Source organism: Chitinimonas sp. JJ19 (assembly GCF_036961565.1).
In the GTDB taxonomy this organism is placed as follows: domain Bacteria; phylum Pseudomonadota; class Gammaproteobacteria; order Burkholderiales; family Chitinimonadaceae; genus Chitinimonas.
Map to the genome: position 1 here is coordinate 16,655 of NZ_JBAMDD010000018.1, position 18,164 is coordinate 34,818.

Genomic DNA, 18,164 nt, shown 5'->3' on the forward strand with positions numbered 1-18,164 from the left:
CTAGCTTGAAACAGTACAAACAAAAAGGCGCGCTTCGTAGGAAGCGCGCCTTGGTATTGCTTGCCGAAGCAAAGGACAATTACTCGCCCTTGGCCTTGACCACGCGACGGCCACGGTAGAAGCCGTTGGGGCTGATGTGGTGACGCAGGTGTGCCTCGCCGGTGCTGGGCTCAACAGCCAGCGCAGGAGCGGTCAGGAAATCGTGGGCGCGATGCATGCCGCGCTTGGAGGGGGATTTTTTGTTCTGTTGAACGGCCATGGTTCTAACTCCTGGATCAAACTCGAAAATGACAAAAACTTAGTGTTCGCCGCGCTGCAACTTGCCTTTAAGATCCGCCAGCACGGCAAACGGGTTCGGCTTTTGCGGCACTACGTCCGCATCTGGCGCCACACCCGCCTCAGCAACACATGCATCGTGTGCCGGGGCATAGGGTAGCGACAGCAAAATCTCGTCCTCAATCAGGTTTAGCAGGCTGAACTCTTGCTCAAACAGCAAACCTTCCATGTCCTCATCTTCCGCTTCCGCCTCATCCAGCTTGGCCTCATCGGCAAACAGGGTGAAGCGTGTCGCTACGTCTATCTCGAACGGCAAGGACTTGAGGCAGCGCTGGCATTTCAACTCAAGCTGGCCGCCTACACGCAAGTCCAGCGTCAGGCGCTTGTACTTGTCTGCATTGCCGGCCAGGGCAAATTGTATGGCACTACCGCCCAGCACGTCGGCCGCCACACGGGGTAGTTCGGCCAAGGCCAATTCCCCCTGCAGGGTGCGTTCACGTCTGGCAAATTCGCCGTTGTCGAAGGTGAGGTCGGACATAAACGGTGGATGATATACTCCAAGTCCTTCAAACGTCAAAAAAATCTAGCCTTTGCCGTGCGATACAGGCACAGTCCGCCCGCCCCTTAACGGCCCCTGCAAATCTGCCGGCCAGGCAAGGTTCTGGTACGCCACCGCAGGGCACAAGATCAAGTAAACCCGCTGGAACCGCCTCCACCATGAGCACACCAACACTCGTACTCGGCTCCACCTCGCGCTACCGGCGCGAGCTGCTTACGCGCCTAGGCCTGCCATTCGAAGTCGCCGCCCCGGATTGCGACGAAACCCCCCTTGCCGGTGAGACTGCCGCCGAAACGGCCACCCGCCTGGCCAGAATCAAGGCTCAATCGCTGGCTGGCCGCTATCCCGGCGCCCTTATCATCGGCTCGGATCAAGTTGCGCTGCTGCATGGCGAGCAACTGGGCAAGCCCGGCAATTTCGAGCGCGCCTTCGTGCAACTGAGTGCCATGCGCGGCCAGACCCTGGTGTTCCATACCGCCTTGGCCCTGCACAATAGCGCCAGCGGTCGCACTCAGGAGATCGTCGTTCCCTGGCAGGTCAGCATGCGCAACTATAGTGATGCCGAGATCACCCGCTATCTGGAGCGCGAACAGCCCTATGACTGCGCCGGCAGCGCAAAGACAGAAGGTCTGGGCGTCGCCATGATAGACCGCATGGAAGGCAGCGACCCTGCTGCCATCATCGGCCTGCCCCTGATAGCGTTGTGCCACATGCTGCGCGAGGAAGGTTATCCACTGCTATGAAGGGCACACTCTATCTGGTACCGGCACCATTGGGCGAAGGCCCGTTGGAGGCCATCCTGCCGCAGGACGTGCGTACCCAGGCCAATCGCATAGACCACTGGGTGGTGGAGAACGCCAAGACGGCACGTCGCTTCCTCAAGCTGTACGGCCCTGAGCGCGTCATCGCTGAGCTGAAAATGATGGAGCTCAATGAGCACAGCAAGGAGAGCGAGCTGGCCGCCCTGCTCGCCCCGCTGGAAGCCGGCCACGATGTGGGTGTCATCTCGGAAGCCGGCTGCCCTGGCGTGGCGGACCCCGGCGCCAACCTGGTCAGGCTGGCGCATAGGCGTGGTATACGAGTCGTGCCGCTGGTGGGGCCATCCTCCATCCTACTGGCCCTGATGGCCGCCGGCGCCAGCGGCCAGCGCTTCCGCTTCCATGGCTACCTGCCGGTTGAGGCCGGCCCCAGGCAGGAGCGACTGCGCGAGCTGGAGCGGGATTCAAGCAAATTAGACGAAGCCCAGCTGTTTATTGAAACCCCCTACCGCAACGACGCCATGGTGGATGCCATACTGCAGGCATGCAAACCGGCCACGCAACTGACCGTGGCACGCGACTTGAGCTGCAACGATGAACTCATCGTGTCGCAAACACTGAGCAACTGGAAATCACAGGCCAGGCCGGACCTGAAGAAAAAACCGGCCATGTTCGTACTTTATGCAGGTCGCTAAATGATCGCCGCAGACCTAGCCCCACTGCGTTGCTGCACTAGGCCGCCACACCCGCGCACCGTCTGCTGCGCATACCTGCGCCTGCGCGCCTAGCCAGTTCCGCCATACTGGGTTTTGTCTGCCGCACCGAATAGAGGATAGCCATGCCACTCTTGATCCTGATCCTGTTGGTGCTGACCTGCGTGGTCTACCTGGTACTCTGCTACAACCGCCTGGTCGCCGCCCGGCACGTCATCGCCGCCCTGCGCGCCGAGCTGGATGGCATGACCTTGCGCCGAGAGAGCGACCCCACAACCTTCGACGCCCGCACCTGGGAAGATAGGCTCAATACCCACGAGGCCGCCGTACGCCTCTACAACCTCGACATCGCCCAGTTTCCCGCCGTACTGGTGGCCAAGCTCTGCCGTTTTGAGCCTGCCGCTACCTACGACTAAGCTGCGCCCGCACCACAGCAAAGACTCACCATGACCATGAAAATCGCCGTCGCCCAATTCAACGCCACCGTCGGCGACCTCGCCGGCAATACCGACCAGATACTGCGCCTGATCAGCGAGGCCCGCGCAGCCCGTGCCGATGTCTTGCTGGTGCCCGAACTGGCCATCGCCGGCTACCCACCCGAGGATCTGCTGCTGCGCCCCAGCTTCTACCAGGCCTGCAACGAGCAGTTGGACAGGCTGCTGGATGCCGCTGATGACGTCACGTTGATCGTGGGCCACCCCGTCATGCTGGGGCAGGAGCGCTTCAATGGTGTCACCGTGATGCGTGATGGCAACTTCCTGGCCCGTGGTCAGAAGATGGTACTGCCCAATAACGAAGTGTTCGATGAATGCCGCTACTTCACGCCCGGCGCCCTACCCTGCGTTTATGAGCAACGCTGCCACGATGGCAGCGTGGTCACGGTTGGCGTACCCATCTGCGAAGATATCTGGCATGTGGAGCCGGCCTCGGAAGCCGCCGACATGGGCGCACAGATCCTGCTGGTGCCCAACGCCTCGCCTTACCACGTTGGCAAGGACGATGTACGCCAGCAGATTGTGCGCCAGCGCATAGAGGAAACCGGCCTACCCATCGTTTATTGCAACTGGGTGGGTGGCCAGGATGAACTGGTATTCGATGGCGCCAGCTTCGCCATGAACCGGGCAGGCGAACTAGTGGCACAGCTACCGTGCTTTGAATCTGCCACCGCCATGCTGAGCTTCAGCGACGGTGATATTGAACCCGCCGACATCGCCCCAACAGGCAGCGAAGAAGCCACGGTCTATCAGGCGCTAGTCGTCGCCACCCGCGATTACATCGTCAAGAACGGCTTCCCTGGTGTCATCATCGGCCTTTCCGGCGGCATAGACTCCGCCCTGACCCTGGCCATCGCGGTAGATGCGCTGGGCGCCGACAAGGTGCGGGCGGTGATGATGCCCTCCCGCTACACCGCCCAGATCAGCCTGGACGACTCCCGCGAGATGGTGCGCCGGCTGGGCGTGCAGTATGACGAGATCAGCATAGAGCCCATGTATGAAGCCTTCAGCGCCGCTCTGGCGCCGCAGTTCGCCGGCTTGGCGCCAGACACGACCGAGGAAAACCTGCAGAGCCGCATACGCGGCGTGCTGCTGATGGCGCTATCCAACAAGACCGGCAGACTGGTCCTGACGACTGGCAACAAGTCGGAGATGACCACAGGCTACGCCACCCTCTACGGCGATATGGCCGGCGGCTATGCTGTACTCAAGGATATCGCCAAGACCCTGGTCTATCGTCTCAGCCAGTACCGCAACAGCGTGTCCGACATCATCCCCGACCGCATCATCACCCGCCCCCCCTCGGCCGAGCTGCGCGACAACCAAGTAGACCAAGACAGCCTGCCGCCCTACGACATCCTGGATGCCATCATGGCGCTCTATGTGGAAGAAAACCTGTCCATGGCCGATATCATCGCCCGCGGCTACAGCGAGGCCGATGTATTGCGCGTGGTGAAACTGCTCAAGGTCAACGAATACAAGCGCCGCCAGGCCGCCATCGGCGCCCGCATAACCCCTCGTGGGTTTGGGCGAGACTGGCGTTATCCGGTGACGAATCGGTTCCTGCGCTGACCTGCACTCCTACAGCGCGCACCAGCGGACAAAAAAATACCCCGAACTATGTTCGGGGTATTTTTATTGCTAAGTTACCGCGCGTACAAGCAACTACAGCTTAACTTCGCTTAGAAGAACTTATAGCTGGCGTTCAAGTAAACGAAGCGGGCACGCGGATCGTACAGGCTGATGTCATAGCCATATTGGAACTGGTTGCTGACGGGCACGAAGATCGGCGGATCGCGATCAAACAGGTTTTTCACACCCAGGCCCAGCTTCAGACCTTTGACGCCGCTATAGGCAAGGCTAAGGTCGTAGATAGCTTGGCTAGGCACGTGGACCTGATCACCATTCAGATCGTTACCAGCTTGGTAGCGCTTGTAGAAATTCTGAGTGATGCCAGCAGCCCAGGGGCCGGTCGACCAATTTGCAGACAAGGCGTGCTTCCAGCGCAGCACCACGCCGCCCTCGTCAGCATCCAGCACCGGGTTGCCGTCCGGCTCGACGATGGTACCCACCTTGTGCGACAGGAAACCGCCAGGGCTGGTCTGGTCGAACTTGGACATGTAAGTACCGTTCAACGCCACTTCAATACGGCCGAAGCTGAAGCTGTCACGGTAGGCCAAGTCCAGATCTACGCCGCTAACCTTGGCGCTACCGACGTTTGCCAGCGTCTGAATAATGCTCTGCACATCACCGTTGGCATCCAGCGTTACCTTGCCAGCGTAGGCAGAATCACCCTTCAGGAAGCCAGAAACCGTTTCCTGTGCCGATGGCGTCGACAGGATGTCTTCCACCTTCACATTCCACAGGTCCACGCCGATAGTGAACTTGGAGTTCGGCGAGAACTGGAAGCCGATCGATGATTGCTCCGACTCCTCAGGACGCAGGCCGGGGTTACCACCGGTCAGCGAATTGACCTGCACATCCTCGTTCACCGTACCGTCCTTGGGGTTCTTGTAGGTGAATTGCTCTGAGGTACCCAGCGACTGAGGCTGCCACAGATCGGTCAGGGTAGGTGCACGGAAGCCCGTACCGGCCGAAGCACGAACCATGAAGGCGCGTGTCGGGTTCCAGCGCAAAGCTGCCTTGTAGTTGTTGGCGGAACCTACGTCGTTGTATCGGTCATTACGAATCGACAGGTTGGCTTCCAAGTTGGAGAGCACCGGCACAACCACTTCACCGAAGAATGCGCGCACATTACGGTCGCGGTTCACAGGTGGCACACTGCCGCCCAGGCCAGCGATATCACCAGTCTCAAGCGCCGCACTGGGGCGTGTAACGTACTCTTCCTTACGATGCTGGAAGCCAGCAGCGTACTGCACCGGACGATCGCCCAGATCGAACAGATCACCCGAGATCTTGCCGTCAAACACGTCGCTGGTGGATTCGGCGCTCAGGCTGGGGCCAACGTAAGCCGCGCCCTTCAATGCCGACAGCACGCTGGCATTGCCGATACCATCCGGAGCCCAGGGGTTCCAGGAGTTGGTGTCGTTAATGATCTTGGCATAAGCCACTTGCGAGAAGTAACCATCGGTAACGCGCGAATTGGTCTCGCTCTTGTTAACCGAGTAGGCAACCTCAAAGTCCTGGCTGGCAAAGTTGCCGCGCAGGCCCGCCACAAAGCGCGACTGCTCGGACTTGTCTTCGCCCTTACGGCCGCCGAAGCCGAGGGTACGTGAGGTCACAGCCAGCGTCTGACCGACCAAAGCACCGGCACCAATGGAATTCAGGTAGTCAGCAGCGATCTGGTAGTTGGGGTTGGTCGGCTTCATCAGCAGCGCGGCATCCACGCCCTGAGCCGCAAACAGCGAGTCAGTTACCAAGAAGCTGTTACGGATTGGGTTAGCCTGGAAGCTCTGCTTCACCACGCTTTCCGACCACAGCGCATCACCGAAGAAGCTGAGGTTCTCGCCCAGCTTCGCCGAGAAGTTGGCAGCGAAGTTGGTCAACTCACGATCCGGCACCAGGCCGACATCAGGTGCGCTGTCATAGGCGCAGTATGGTCCGCCCTTGCTGGTGGTACCTGCATTGAACATCTGGATGGAGGCGCACTTGCCACCAACAGCAGCAGGGTTACCGTAACCCGAAGCCGGCGAGGTTCCCCACAGGGTGGGATGACGATCGCCATTCACCCATACGCCCTCGATATTGCCTTGGCCGGTGGCACCGTTGGTGAAGTAGGGCAGGACGTTACCACTCTTGGCAAACTCACGGTCCCTGGCCTTCAGTACATCTTCTTTTTCGAAGGAGCCTGCAACAGTGATGTTGAAGCCATGATCATCCAGGCTACCGAAACCTGCCACGATCGAGTACTTCTCGCTGTCGCCGCCGCCGTCACGCGTTGACTGGCCAGCTTGAGCGCCGAGCTCAACACCCTTGAAGTTCTTCGACAGGATGAAGTTGACCACACCGGCGATGGCATCCGAGCCATAAACACCAGATGCACCATCCTTCAACACTTCCACGCGCTCAATGGCGGAAAGCGGAATGGAGTTCACGTTAACAGTAGCACCGCCACCGCCAGCAAAGGCAGCAACGCGGCGACCGTTGACCAGCACCAGGGTACGGTCGCTATCAAGACCACGCAGAGAGATCGAGGACAAACCGTAAGTCGAGGAACCTGCGCCCGTCGAGTTGGTCGTACCACCAGCAGAGGAAATGGCGGAAATCGAAGCCAGCAATTGTTCAGTGCTGGTGGCGCCACTACGAGAAATTTCTTCCTTGGTCATCACCTGAACAGGCAGGCTACCTTGGTTGGCACGACGCTTGATGCTCGAGCCGGTGATTTCAATCTTCTCGGTACTCGATGCTTCTTCTGCGGCATGGGCAAAGCCGACCGAAGTGGCGATACCAATCATCCCGATCGCGTAAGCGAGCTGCTTGATCCTCATTAGAGTGATCTCCCGAATCAATAGTGGTCAGTTAGTGTGATCCCGACTGCCCGGCCGCTCTTGTCGGCCTGGCTGCCAGCATCCTGATGTGCTGGTACGCACTATTCCGTCGAGCCGCGAACACAGGGTAGCAGCCCAGGAATTGGGGATGATCGTCTTACAACTTGTCGTGCGGGGCAATTCTTCTATACGTATTTGCAACAACACTGCTCAGAATGTTGGGCAGCTACGACAGTATCAGGGAAAACCGACACAGACGGCCAGTTCCCGACCAGCTGGCCGCCGACTACGCTGTCGGCGTGCTCGCCAAGGCCAGCAAGGGCTGCAGGCTCTCCAGCAGCCGTGGCAATTGTGGCAGCACCAGCGCCTCCTTGCCTTGCGCTATCAGGGCCAGCGCCTCAGCCACTGACATGTCTGCGGGCTGTGCCGCGCCCTCTGCAAGGGGCTGCACCACACCTGCCCGCTTGCGGGCCAGCCGCAACTGGGCCAGCGCCAGCATGCCGTCAAAGTCAGCCAGGCCGTCCTGCACCGAGTTGGCCAACGCAATGCTGGCGGTGATACGCAGTGACTGGCCACGGAAATTGACCTTGGCGGCCGCAATCGTCTCCTTGAGGCGCTCGGCGTAAATGGTCGCGCCACTGAAATTGGCGTACAGCATCACGGCAAAGCAAGGGCCATCCAGGCGTGCCAAGGTCTCTTCCTTGCGCAGTTTGCCCGCCACCAGCTTGGCTACCAGATTGATCAATTGGCCTGCCGCCGCCTCGCCCAGCTCGCTGGTCACCTCGTCAAACTTATCCAATTCAAACAGCACCAGCGTGGTTTCGCCATGGTAGCGAGCCGCATGTGCCATGGCCTTGTCGCCCTCCACATGCAACATGTGCTCGGTCGCCAGCCCGGTCTGTACATCGGTGGTGGCGGTACGCGCCTGCGACTCCTCCGTCGCCCGCAGCTCGCGCGCGGTGCGGGCCAGCTTAGCGGCTGCCGATACCCGCGCCAGCATTTCCGCGCGATCAGTCGATTTGGTCACAAAATCATTGGCACCACGCTCCAGGGCCTGCTGCTTGACCTCCAGATCCTCCTCACCCGAAATGACAATGACCGGGGTATGCTTGATGCGGGCATCCTGGGATTTACGCACCCGCCCCAGCAGCCCGAAGCCATCGAGCTTGGGCATGCTGAGATCGGTCATCATCACCAGTATCTCGGGGTCTGCCTCAAGCCGCGACCAACCCGCCTCGCCATCAGCCTCTTCGACGATGTCGAACTGCGTGGAGAGATGCTTCTTGACCGTTGCACGAACGATGCGGGAGTCGTCCACCACCAGGATGCGTGGCATGTTGGAAATGATGTCAGTTTGGCTCATGGCGCGGCTAAGGGCTGGTCTGGATGCCCCATTCTATATCACCAGTCCACTCAGCCTGTCGATCAACTCACATTGCGGTGCTGCAGGGGTTTTGATAAAACGAGATATGGTCACCGCTGGCCTTGTGTCATCTTCACGATGCTTGTGCCAGCTGTTCAGCATAGCGCCCAAGCCCCGCTATGCGATTGCCCGATGCAGCTTGGTTGGGCCACCATACACACCCAGCACCGGAACCAGGGCCGCGCAGCAAGTCAGTGAACAGACTCCGAGTCCATCATGCCTTTGCGCCATCACGTCCACCTGTCCGTCTACCCCCTAGGCAGTAGCGAGCCCACCCGTGTGCTGTCGGCCATACGTGAAGCCTGGCTTAGCCCAGCCTGGGTCAACCGCCGCCAATCTCGCGGTGCCTGGCTATTGGAAATTGCCATGGAGGCCGAACTGCCCGAGGGCGAAGACCAGGCCGCATTCACCCAGCACCTTTCCATCGCCATCTGGCAGCAACTAGGCCGCTACGTCAAAGTCGCCGTCGAGGCCACGGCCGAGGAATCGGATAACCCCCGCCATTGCGAGCTAGGGCGGGGTGACTATCTGAAGCTAATGCGTACCTCATAGAGCACTTATAAACCCCGATTGCTGTGGTGAGACCACTGCCGAGCGGATGCCAGGGAGGCACCGCCATTCAAGACCGCTCATGAGCCTTCGCAGTGAGTGGATGCGTATGCCCACGCCAACACCGTTGCCGCAGCCGTCGCGAACACATGTTTCAAGGTATGCCCACTGACCACAACTAGGCTATCAAGAATCGCATGGTCAGCCAGTTCACAGCCTTTGGCGATCACATAGCAGGCAATGGCGAGTGCAAATCCTTGCCGCTCCCTGCGGTCAGTGCCGCTACCCGCCTGCAGCAGGGGTATCAATACCAGTGGCAGCAATTGCAGCAACAGATAGGGGCGTAAATCGCCCTGCCCTTGCAGGTCGGTCCACCGCCACCAAGCGACGCTGAACACCGCAGCGACCACCAAGCCACCCATCACAGCCCATTCCTTGAACTGCTCATAGCAACGGCAAAACACCGCCCCCAGCAGGCCGGCACATGCCAGCGCTATCGGCAGCCTGTCCCATACCAAGCGGGTATTGTCGGGCGACAGGTGATACCAGGCCGAGCCCGCCGCTGTCAGCATCAGGCTTAGAAAAAACAGGCCGTAACCCAGGTCACCACGTTGGAGCCTGGTTTCGCGGCCCAATATATGGCCTATACCACCCAGCCCAACCACCAGGAAACCAAGGTTGGACAACACATCGGCTGCATGGGGCAGGCTCAGCCAGGCACGGGTGTCGGCAAATTGGTGATAGTCGGCTGGCTGCCCTATTGGGCCATGCCAGCCCATGATCAGCAGGACAGACAGCACAACAGCCACACATAGGCGGCGGGAAAGTACGGGGTTCATCAAGGCTTGCTCCGGGTTGCGTGACCCGCACTTTGCCCATACAGCATCGCCAAATAAACCTTGCCATTCAACTCATCAATAAATAGGCTTTCTGGTATCGAAATTCGATACTTAAAGGCAAGGCATGTCACAAACCCTGCAACTGGTCAGTGCGCTCAAACGCGCACTCAAGGCCAGAGGGCTCACCTATGCCCAGATCGCCCCGCATCTGGGCCTGAGCGAAGCCAGTGTCAAACGTCAGTTTTCGCAATGCAGCCTGAGCCTGCAGACCCTTGATGCCATTTGCCAACTGGCAGGTCTGGAGCTGGGCGATCTGGTGCGCGAAATGGAGGCCGCCCAACCCCAGTTGCAGCACCTGAGCGAGGCACAAGAAGCAGATCTGGTCGCCAGCCCCAAGTTGTTGTTGGTGGCCGTCTGCACACTCAATCATTGGCCCCTGGCGCAAATCGTCCAGCAATACCAGCTGACGCCGGCAGAGGGTGTCGCCGCCTTGCTGCAGCTCGATAAACTGGGGTTGATACAACTCTTGCCCGAGAACCGGGTGAAGCTGCGGGTAGCACGGGATTTCGCCTGGCTGCCCAATGGCCCCATACATCGCTTTTTCCGTGCGCGGATACAGGACGATTTCCTGGACGCGCCCTTCCATGCCCCCGGCGAGCTACTGCGTTTTCAGCACGCCATGCTCTCCCCTGCCGCCGCCGTCAAACTGCAGCAACGCCTGCTGCGACTCCTGCAGGAGTTCGACGAGCTGCACGCCGACTGCCTTGATCAGGGCCACCTACCCACACAAGGCACCAGCCTGTTGCTGGCGCTGCGCAGTTGGGAGCCGTCTGCCTTCCTGGCACTACGCCGCCCCGACACCGATAGCCGCTAGAACGGCGGCGACAACAACAAAAAACCCGCTCCTGGGAGCGGGTTCTTGGACATTCGATGCTGGCCAGCGATTCGTTTGTCTATGTCTTGCGACTATCGTTCCTGACGAAACGATTAGGCCATTGCCTTGATGGCAGCAGCCAGACGGCTCTTGTGACGAGCAGCCTTGTTCTTGTGGTATGCACCCTTGTCAGCCAAGCGGTCGATGTTGCTGACCGAAGCCTTGAAGGTTTCAGCGGCGGCGGCCTTGTCGCCAGCCTCAATGGCCTTCAGCACCTTCTTGACGGCAGTGCGGAATTCCGAACGCTGGGATTGGTTGTGAAGGCGCGCCTTGGCGGCCTGACGGGCACGCTTGCGGGCTTGTGCGCTATTTGCCATTAAATCAACTCCTTAAACCGGTAAAAGGACTATCGCGAAACCGCGCATTATGCCCACTCTGCACCACGATGGCAATCATCGCGTACACTGCCATCGTTTTGTCAATGACTCGGCCCTATGAATCTGCTCAAAGCCCTTGCCCGCACCAGCAGCATGACCATGCTGTCACGCATCCTGGGGCTGGCCCGCGAAGTGATGAATACCCACCAGTTTGGCGCCAATCACGCCATGGATGCCTTCGTGGTGGCCTTCAAGCTGCCCAATATGTTCCGCCGCATCTTTGCCGAGGGCGCCTTCTCGCAGGCCTTTGTCCCCATACTGGCCGAATACAAGGCGCAGCGCGGTGAGGATGCCACCCGCGAATTCATCGCCGATATCGCCGGCCTGCTCACCCTCGTCCTGTTGGTGTTCACCGTACTGGGCGTGATTGCCGCACCAGCCATCGTCTGGCTGTCGGCTTCGGGCTTCAGCAAGGATAGCAGCCAGTTCGACCTGGCCGTCCAGCTTACCCGCATCACCTTCCCCTATATCTTCCTGATCTCGCTGTCCTCGTTGGTCGGCAGCATCCTGAACACCTGGAACCGCTTCAGCATCCCGGCCTTCACACCCACCCTGCTCAATCTCTCCATGATCGCCTTCGGCATCCTGCTTTCTCCGCACCTGGAGGAGCCGATCTTTGCCCTGGCCATCGCTGTTGCGGTGGGCGGTGTGGCGCAACTGGCTTTCCAGCTCCCGTTTCTGGCCCGCATCGGCATGCTCAGCCGGCCCAAGCTCAATCTGGGCGATGTCGGCGTCACCCGGGTGCTCAAGCAGATGGTGCCCGCCCTGTTCGGCGTCTCCATCGCCCAGATCAGCCTGCTGCTCAATACCCAGTTTGCCTCCTGGCTCCAAGCCGGCAGCATGTCCTGGCTCAACTATGCAGACAGGTTGATGGAACTGCCCGCCGGGGTGCTCGGCGTTGCCCTGGGCACCATCCTGCTGCCCAGCCTGGCGCGGCTCAAGACCCAGGGCCAGGACGATGACTACTCCGCCATGCTCGACTGGGGTTTGCGCCTGTGCTGGCTGCTGGCCCTGCCCGCCACCGTGGCCCTGGCCGTGATCGCCGAGCCCCTGATCGCCACCCTGTTCGAGCACGGCAAATTCGACGCCCACGACACCGCCATGACCCAGCACGCCCTCAGTGCCTACGCTGTCGGCCTGATGGCGCTGATCTCCATCAAAGTGCTGGCGCCAGCCTTCTATGCCCAGCAGGATGTAAAAACCCCGATGAAGATAGGCATCGTCACCCTGATCGTCACCCAACTGCTCAACCTAGCGCTCTATCGCCCCCTGGGCCATGCCGGTCTGGCGCTCTCCATCAGCCTGGCCGCCTGCCTCAATGCCGGCCTGCTCTATGCCGGCCTGCGCCGCCGCAACATCTACACCCCCGCCGCGGGCTGGTTCGCCTTCCTCCGCAAGCTGGGCCTGGCCGTCAGCCTGATGGCCGCCTTGCTTTGGTGGCTACAGACCACGCTGGGCAACTGGCATGGCGGCTCCAACGTCCTCCAGGCCGGCAAGCTGGCCCTGCTGGTCGGCGTCGGTGCCCTCGTCTACTTTGCCACCCTGGCTGCGCTGGGCTTCCGCCCCCGGGATTTTTCCCGCAAGGCCGCTTGATATCCCCTAGGCTGCCTGCAGCAGCCATTACCGCAGCGACGGGTGCGCCGTAGCGTACCCGCTGGAGTCATCAGCCCATGCCTACACCCGTCACCATCCGCCCCGCCACCACGGCCGACATACCCACCATCGCCACCCTGGCGGATGTCATCTGGCGCCAGCATTACCCAGCCATCATCAGCATGGCGCAGATAGACTACATGCTGGCCCAGCGTTACAACCCCACCGCCCTGCAGCACCAGATCAGCGGCCCCGATCAGTGGCTTGATCTGGCGCTGGCGGACGAACAGGTCGTCGGCTTCACACAGTATTACTGCAGCGCGCCTGGCGAAATGAAACTGGACAAGCTCTACCTGCTACCCGATCTGCACGGCCAGGGCCTGGGCAGCCAGTTGCTGCAGCATGTGGTGGCGCAAGCCCAGGCACGGCAATGCGCTACCTTGGTCCTGGCGGTCAACAAGCACAACGCAAAAGCCATCGCGGCTTATACCCGCAACGGCTTTACCGTACGTGACAGCGTTACCGTGGATATCGGCCAGGGCTACCTCATGGACGACTTTGTCATGGTAAAAAATATCGGATAAATGGCGTCGATTCCCCCTGGCGCCAGGCTGGCAATTTTCTAGACTGAGAATTCCAAGCCAGCCCCCCCCCTGGGAGACCTCGCCATGAAGAAACTACTCGCGCTATTCGGCCTTGCACTCGCCCTGCTTGCGCCCACGGCCCAGGCCACCAACCTGCCGTCGCAATGCACCGTTATCGACAGCAGCAGTGACTTCTTTGCCCAGGTCTCTGGCGGGCATCTGTCCATGACCGGACAGATCTGCATCAGCTTTGTCACCACCCCAGTACCAGCACCCACCCTGCTGACCTGGGATGGCACCCTCACCTTCAGCAACTTCGCCCCACCCAACGCACCGGGCTTTACGGCCAACGGCTCACTGACCTTCGGCCTCAACTACAACTACACCGACGGCATTTACCGCGTCAGCTACAACGGCCCGCTGGTCTACACCTACGCCGGCACCACCTACAACGTGGTGTTCAACAACCTGGTGTTCGTGCTTAACATCAGCCCCACAGGCGAGATCACCGCCGCCAGCACCACCGGTTCCGTCACCATCAACGGCCAGGTCGTGCAGGGCGATTCCTCATTGTTTGCCTACCTGTTCTAGGCAACCCCAGCAGGCTCTGCATGGCCAGCCCCATGCACCCGGAACGCCCGGCCCGCCACTCGGCGCGCCGGGCTTTTTGCACCGCACAAAGCAGCCGGTGGCTGATAGAATCTTCCTCCCTCTGTTTTTTCCCGCTTATTCAGGAGCCTGTCGTGGAACTCTCGCATCGCGTCCAAGCCATCAAGGAATCGCCCACCCTTGCCATTACCGCCAAGGCACAGAAACTCAAGGCCGACGGCCGTGATGTCATAGCCCTGGCTGCAGGCGAGCCCGACTTCGACACGCCCGACCATATCAAGGCCGCCGCGATTGACGCGATCAACAAAGGCTTTACCAAGTACACCCCGGTTTCCGGCACACCTGGTCTGAAAAACGCCATCGTCGCCAAGTTCAAGCGCGATCAAGGCCTCGACTACACCGCCAAGCAGATTCTGGTCAGCTGTGGTGGCAAGCAAAGCTTCTACAACCTCTGCCAGGCCTATATCAACGCAGGCGACGAAGTCATCATCCCTGCACCTTACTGGGTGTCCTATCCCGACATGGTCATCCTGGCCGAGGGCAAGCCTGTCATCGTCGAATGTGGCATCGAACAAGGCTACAAGCTGAGCCCCGCCCAGTTGGCCGCAGCCATCACCCCTCGCACCAAGCTGGTGGTGATCAATTCTCCCTCCAACCCCACCGGCGCCGTCTATACCCTGGAGGAGCTCAAGGCCCTGGGTGAAGTCCTCAAGAAGCACCCCAAGGTCATGATCGCCTCCGACGACATGTACGAGCACGTGATGCTGGGCAGCACCACCTTCGCCAATATCCTGAATGCCTGCCCCGAGCTGTATCCGCAGACCATTCTGCTCAACGGCGTGTCCAAGGCCTATTCCATGACAGGCTGGCGCATAGGCTATGCCGCCGGCCCCGAGTGGCTGATCAAGGCCATGGAGAACATCCAGTCGCAATCCACCTCCAACCCCACCTCCATCTCCCAAGTGGCGGCCGAGGCTGCGCTCAACGGCCCACAGGCCGAGTGCTTCGCCCCCATGCTCAAGGCCTTCAACGAACGTCATGAGTTCGTGGTCAAGACCTTCAACAGCATCCGTGGCCTCAAGTGCCTGACTGCTGGGGGTGCCTTCTATGCCTTTGTCGATGCCCGCGACGCCATCCAGAATCTGTATAAGGAAGGCAAGATCGCCGCCCCCAACGATCTGGCACTGGGCAGCTATCTGCTGGAAGCGCAGGATGTAGCCGTGGTTCCCGGCTCCGCCTTCGGCGCCGAAGGCTATTTCCGCATCAGCTTCGCCACCAGCATGGGCAATCTCGAGAAAGCCCTGGCGCGCATCGCCAACGCGCTGGCCTGATCGCTACGCGTCGTAAACAATAAGCCACCCTGCGGGGTGGCTTTTTGCTTTTCAGGCAACACATATACCCCCGTCAGCACCATTGCGTGCCCGACAAGCCACCCAAGTGATCAGGGTTTACGGAAATACCCGCTCGGCACGCTTATCAGCGGCTTTCGCCCTATGCTATGGTGCGAATGCTCTAATCCCGCCAAGCCAGCCCTCAAGACGGTTGCAGGCCGGGGATGAAGGAGCATCCAAGAACAAGGGGGACAATCCAAGATGCAAGCCTTACTCCGTCTGGCCGGCTGGATCGATGCGCTGAACGAGCGCATCGGCCAGATGGCCAAGTGGCTGGTACTGATCTGCGTATTGATCAGCGCCGGCAACGCAGTTATCCGCAAGGCGTTCGATACCAGCTCAAACGCCTTCCTCGAAATCCAGTGGTATTTGTTTTCCGCCATGTTCCTGCTTGGCGCGGCTTACACCCTCAAGCACAACGAACACATCCGCATCGATATCCTGCTCAGCCGGCTTTCACCACGCAAGCAAGCCGTGGTCGATATCCTGGGCACCTTGCTCTTTCTGCTCCCCATGGCCATAGCCGTACTGTATTTCTCCTGGCCGGTCATGACCCAGATGATGACTTCGGGCGAAACCTCCAGTGATGCAGGCGGCCTGGTGCGCTGGCCCGTCTGGGCACTGATTCCAATCGGCTTTACCCTGCTGATCCTGCAAGCTGCAGCCGAGATCATCAAGCGGTTGGCCTTCCTGCAAGGCCTGATTCCCAATCCAGCGGAGAAGCACACCGGCCAGATAGCAGAAGTAATTGCCCAGAATCTGGATTCCCAGCCCAAGCAGGAGAACAAGGCATGAGCCCAGAATTCATGGCGCCGTTGATGTTCGCCTCGCTGATCCTGTTTCTGCTGATCGGCTATCCCGTTGCTTTCTCGCTTTCTGCCGTCGGCCTGCTGTTCGCCGTCATTGCCATCGAACTGGGCTTTATGCCCGCCGCCCTGCTGCAAGCCCTGCCGCAGCAGGTGTTCGACATCATGCGCAACGACACCTTGCTGGCCATCCCCTTCTTTACCTTCATGGGCCTGATACTAGAGCGATCAGGCATGGCCGAGGATATGCTGGAGACCATAGGCCAGCTGTTTGGGCGCATCCGTGGTGGCCTCGCCTACGCTGTCATTTTCGTCGGCGCCCTGCTGGCCGCTACCACAGGCGTTGTGGCGGCCTCGGTCATCTCCATGGGGCTGATCTCGCTGCCCATCATGATGCGCTATGGCTATGACGCCAGGGTGGCCTCCGGTGTGATTGCCGCGTCCGGCACCCTGGCGCAGATCATCCCCCCTTCTTTGGTGCTGATCGTGCTGGCAGACCAGTTGGGCACCTCAGTCGGTGATATGTATGCTGGCGCACTGGTGCCAGGCCTGACCCTGGTCCTGCTTTATGTGCTCTATGTCTTCATCGTCACAGTGGTACGCCCCAGTGCGGCCCCTGCCCTGCCGCCCGAAGCCCGCACCCTGCGCGAGGACAATGGTTCCAGCGGCACCCCCTCCCTGCTGGCACTGCTGGCCGTTTCCATCGTAGCTGGCGTGGCGTACGACCAGTTCCACTACGCCGCCACCGACAGACCCATGGACGAACGCATCATCGTCTCCGCCCTGATCGGCATCGCCATCGCCTTTGGTGCCGCCGTGGTCAACCGCGTCACCAAGATGGGGTTGCTCAGCCGTGCGGCAGAAAAGGTGGTGTTCGTCATGGTGCCCCCCCTGATGCTGATTTTCCTGGTCCTCGGCACTATCTTCCTGGGGGTCGCCACCCCCACCGAAGGCGGCGCAATGGGTGCCGCCGGCGCCATTATCCTGGCCATGATCAAGGGCAAGCTGAATCTGGACCTGACGCGTCAGGCCATGAACTCCACCCTCAAGCTCACCACCTTCGTGGTCTTCATCCTCATCGGCGCCCGGGTATTCCGTATCGCCTTTATCGGGGTGGATGGCGATGCCTGGGTAGAGCATCTGTTCGACAGCCTGCCGGGGGGCGTCGTTGGCTTCCTCGTGGTGGTCAATATCCTGGTCTTCGTGCTGGCCTTCTTCCTCGATTTCTTCGAGATCGCCTTCATCATCGTCCCCCTGCTGGCACCCATCGCCGCCAAGTTGGGCATAGACCTTGTGTGGTTTGGCGTCATGCTGGGGGTGAACATGCAAACCTCCTTCATGCATCCCCCATTCGGCTTCGCCCTGTTCTATCTGCGCAGCGTGGCCCCCAAGAGCATCAAGACCACCGATATCTACTGGGGCGCCATTCCCTTCGTCATCATCCAGATCCTGATGGTGGCCCTGGTGATCGCCTTCCCCAAACTGGTCACCCACGCCCTGCACGGCCCGGCGGCAGAGAGTACGCAGACCACCGAAGAAGTTCTGCAGAGCCTGCCGCAAGATACGCCTGAACAGACCGAGGGCGATGGGGGAGCCGCCCTGATGGAGGGCAGCGGCGCCACCCTACCTGCCGGCGCCGAGCCGGAACCCGACCCTGCGGCAGCCCTGTTGGAGGAGGCAGGCAAGTCGCCGTAGTTTCTTTGCGTTTTGGTTTGGAGCCGCTAACAAAGCCCAGCGTAGCGGTTCTGGCTAGGCGTGCGTGCGCTGACAGTACGTGGGTACGGCAATCTCGCACAACAACGCCAGAAGGG

The 18,164-nt window shown here is 60.3% G+C and carries 18 protein-coding genes; 12 read left to right on the top strand and 6 right to left on the bottom strand.

Annotation, left to right across the window (positions count from 1 at the left end):
* Positions 1-79 precede the first annotated feature (79 nt).
* Both rpmF and V7714_RS18020 read right to left on the bottom strand, forming a co-directional pair.
* Positions 80-259 carry a 50S ribosomal protein L32 gene (rpmF, locus tag V7714_RS18015; RefSeq protein ID WP_099405109.1) on the bottom strand — a complete coding sequence of 60 codons (180 nt, stop codon included), beginning with the start codon at positions 257-259 and terminating at the stop codon, positions 80-82.
* A 39-nt stretch (positions 260-298) separates the two neighbouring features.
* Entirely contained in the window at positions 299-814 is a 516-nt protein-coding gene (locus V7714_RS18020) for a YceD family protein (RefSeq protein WP_335710956.1), read from the bottom strand.
* A 179-nt stretch (positions 815-993) separates the two neighbouring features.
* Between V7714_RS18020 and V7714_RS18025 the strand changes: the two genes are divergently transcribed.
* From V7714_RS18025 to V7714_RS18040, 4 genes are all read left to right on the top strand, one after another.
* A complete protein-coding gene (locus V7714_RS18025; protein ID WP_335710957.1) occupies positions 994-1,578 on the top strand; it encodes a Maf family nucleotide pyrophosphatase in 585 nt (194 codons plus the stop codon).
* Positions 1,575-2,288 carry an SAM-dependent methyltransferase gene (locus V7714_RS18030; protein ID WP_335710958.1) on the top strand — a complete coding sequence of 238 codons (714 nt, stop codon included), beginning with the start codon at positions 1,575-1,577 and terminating at the stop codon, positions 2,286-2,288. The genes V7714_RS18025 and V7714_RS18030 overlap by 4 nt, the downstream gene beginning before the upstream one ends.
* A gap of 143 nt (positions 2,289-2,431) precedes the next feature.
* Positions 2,432-2,722: a hypothetical protein gene (locus V7714_RS18035; protein WP_335710959.1), complete on the top strand. Its 291-nt coding sequence runs from the start codon at positions 2,432-2,434 to the stop codon at positions 2,720-2,722.
* Between the two features lie 30 nt (positions 2,723-2,752).
* Positions 2,753-4,372, top strand: coding sequence for an NAD+ synthase (locus tag V7714_RS18040; protein ID WP_335710960.1), 1,620 nt, complete (start codon positions 2,753-2,755; stop codon positions 4,370-4,372).
* A 110-nt stretch (positions 4,373-4,482) separates the two neighbouring features.
* On the opposite strand, the gene V7714_RS18045 is transcribed toward V7714_RS18040, so the two are convergent.
* Together V7714_RS18045 and V7714_RS18050 are read right to left on the bottom strand one after the other, a co-directional pair.
* Positions 4,483-7,269, bottom strand: a complete 2,787-nt coding sequence (locus tag V7714_RS18045) for a TonB-dependent receptor (protein ID WP_335710961.1) — start codon at positions 7,267-7,269, stop codon at positions 4,483-4,485.
* Between the two features lie 265 nt (positions 7,270-7,534).
* Positions 7,535-8,611, bottom strand: a complete 1,077-nt coding sequence (locus tag V7714_RS18050; RefSeq protein ID WP_335710962.1) for a GGDEF domain-containing response regulator — start codon at positions 8,609-8,611, stop codon at positions 7,535-7,537.
* A 276-nt stretch (positions 8,612-8,887) separates the two neighbouring features.
* On the opposite strand from V7714_RS18050, the gene V7714_RS18055 reads away from it, so the two are divergent.
* Complete coding sequence (locus V7714_RS18055; protein ID WP_335710963.1) at positions 8,888-9,223, top strand: hypothetical protein; 336 nt, start codon at positions 8,888-8,890, stop codon at positions 9,221-9,223.
* 77 nt (positions 9,224-9,300) lie between these two features.
* On the opposite strand, the gene V7714_RS18060 is transcribed toward V7714_RS18055, so the two are convergent.
* Complete coding sequence (locus tag V7714_RS18060; protein ID WP_335710964.1) at positions 9,301-10,059, bottom strand: hypothetical protein; 759 nt, start codon at positions 10,057-10,059, stop codon at positions 9,301-9,303.
* Positions 10,060-10,183: 124 nt separating this feature from the next.
* Here V7714_RS18060 and V7714_RS18065 point away from each other — a divergent pair, with 124 nt between their 5' ends.
* Positions 10,184-10,933, top strand: coding sequence for a helix-turn-helix domain-containing protein (locus tag V7714_RS18065; RefSeq protein ID WP_335710965.1), 750 nt, complete (start codon positions 10,184-10,186; stop codon positions 10,931-10,933).
* 113 nt (positions 10,934-11,046) lie between these two features.
* On the opposite strand, the gene rpsT is transcribed toward V7714_RS18065, so the two are convergent.
* Positions 11,047-11,310 (bottom strand): 30S ribosomal protein S20, encoded by a 264-nt coding sequence (gene rpsT, locus V7714_RS18070; protein WP_284198405.1) that lies wholly within the window; start codon positions 11,308-11,310, stop codon positions 11,047-11,049.
* A 117-nt stretch (positions 11,311-11,427) separates the two neighbouring features.
* Between rpsT and murJ the strand changes: the two genes are divergently transcribed.
* The 6 genes from murJ (at position 11,428) to V7714_RS18100 (ending at position 18,048) form a co-directional block, all read left to right on the top strand.
* A complete protein-coding gene (gene murJ, locus V7714_RS18075; RefSeq protein WP_335710966.1) occupies positions 11,428-12,963 on the top strand; it encodes a murein biosynthesis integral membrane protein MurJ in 1,536 nt (511 codons plus the stop codon).
* A 77-nt stretch (positions 12,964-13,040) separates the two neighbouring features.
* The gene (locus tag V7714_RS18080) at positions 13,041-13,547 is read left to right on the top strand and encodes a GNAT family N-acetyltransferase (protein ID WP_335710967.1); all 507 of its coding nucleotides are present in this window, start codon (positions 13,041-13,043) and stop codon (positions 13,545-13,547) included.
* A gap of 84 nt (positions 13,548-13,631) precedes the next feature.
* Positions 13,632-14,138 (top strand): hypothetical protein, encoded by a 507-nt coding sequence (locus V7714_RS18085; protein WP_335710968.1) that lies wholly within the window; start codon positions 13,632-13,634, stop codon positions 14,136-14,138.
* 152 nt (positions 14,139-14,290) lie between these two features.
* Positions 14,291-15,487 carry a pyridoxal phosphate-dependent aminotransferase gene (locus V7714_RS18090; protein WP_335710969.1) on the top strand — a complete coding sequence of 399 codons (1,197 nt, stop codon included), beginning with the start codon at positions 14,291-14,293 and terminating at the stop codon, positions 15,485-15,487.
* 261 nt (positions 15,488-15,748) lie between these two features.
* On the top strand, positions 15,749-16,342 hold the full coding sequence (locus V7714_RS18095) for a TRAP transporter small permease subunit (protein ID WP_335710970.1): 594 nt from the start codon (positions 15,749-15,751) through the stop codon (positions 16,340-16,342).
* Entirely contained in the window at positions 16,339-18,048 is a 1,710-nt protein-coding gene (locus V7714_RS18100) for a TRAP transporter large permease (protein ID WP_335710971.1), read from the top strand. Before V7714_RS18095 ends, V7714_RS18100 begins: the two co-directional genes overlap by 4 nt.
* Positions 18,049-18,164: the final 116 nt, after the last annotated feature.

What these genes read in the sequence shown, in the direction of transcription:
- rpmF (WP_099405109.1), bottom strand. Translation starts at nt 259, where the DNA reads ATGGCCGTTCAACAGAACAAAAAATCCCCCTCCAAGCGCGGCATGCAT.
- V7714_RS18095 (WP_335710970.1), top strand. Translation starts at nt 15,749, where the DNA reads ATGCAAGCCTTACTCCGTCTGGCCGGCTGGATCGATGCGCTGAACGAG.
- V7714_RS18040 (WP_335710960.1), top strand. Translation starts at nt 2,753, where the DNA reads ATGACCATGAAAATCGCCGTCGCCCAATTCAACGCCACCGTCGGCGAC.
- V7714_RS18060 (WP_335710964.1), bottom strand. Translation starts at nt 10,059, where the DNA reads ATGAACCCCGTACTTTCCCGCCGCCTATGTGTGGCTGTTGTGCTGTCT.
- V7714_RS18050 (WP_335710962.1), bottom strand. Translation starts at nt 8,611, where the DNA reads ATGAGCCAAACTGACATCATTTCCAACATGCCACGCATCCTGGTGGTG.
- murJ (WP_335710966.1), top strand. Translation starts at nt 11,428, where the DNA reads ATGAATCTGCTCAAAGCCCTTGCCCGCACCAGCAGCATGACCATGCTG.
- V7714_RS18055 (WP_335710963.1), top strand. Translation starts at nt 8,888, where the DNA reads ATGCCTTTGCGCCATCACGTCCACCTGTCCGTCTACCCCCTAGGCAGT.
- V7714_RS18085 (WP_335710968.1), top strand. Translation starts at nt 13,632, where the DNA reads ATGAAGAAACTACTCGCGCTATTCGGCCTTGCACTCGCCCTGCTTGCG.
- V7714_RS18035 (WP_335710959.1), top strand. Translation starts at nt 2,432, where the DNA reads ATGCCACTCTTGATCCTGATCCTGTTGGTGCTGACCTGCGTGGTCTAC.
- V7714_RS18030 (WP_335710958.1), top strand. Translation starts at nt 1,575, where the DNA reads ATGAAGGGCACACTCTATCTGGTACCGGCACCATTGGGCGAAGGCCCG.
- V7714_RS18080 (WP_335710967.1), top strand. Translation starts at nt 13,041, where the DNA reads ATGCCTACACCCGTCACCATCCGCCCCGCCACCACGGCCGACATACCC.
- V7714_RS18100 (WP_335710971.1), top strand. Translation starts at nt 16,339, where the DNA reads ATGAGCCCAGAATTCATGGCGCCGTTGATGTTCGCCTCGCTGATCCTG.
- V7714_RS18020 (WP_335710956.1), bottom strand. Translation starts at nt 814, where the DNA reads ATGTCCGACCTCACCTTCGACAACGGCGAATTTGCCAGACGTGAACGC.
- V7714_RS18065 (WP_335710965.1), top strand. Translation starts at nt 10,184, where the DNA reads ATGTCACAAACCCTGCAACTGGTCAGTGCGCTCAAACGCGCACTCAAG.
- rpsT (WP_284198405.1), bottom strand. Translation starts at nt 11,310, where the DNA reads ATGGCAAATAGCGCACAAGCCCGCAAGCGTGCCCGTCAGGCCGCCAAG.
- V7714_RS18025 (WP_335710957.1), top strand. Translation starts at nt 994, where the DNA reads ATGAGCACACCAACACTCGTACTCGGCTCCACCTCGCGCTACCGGCGC.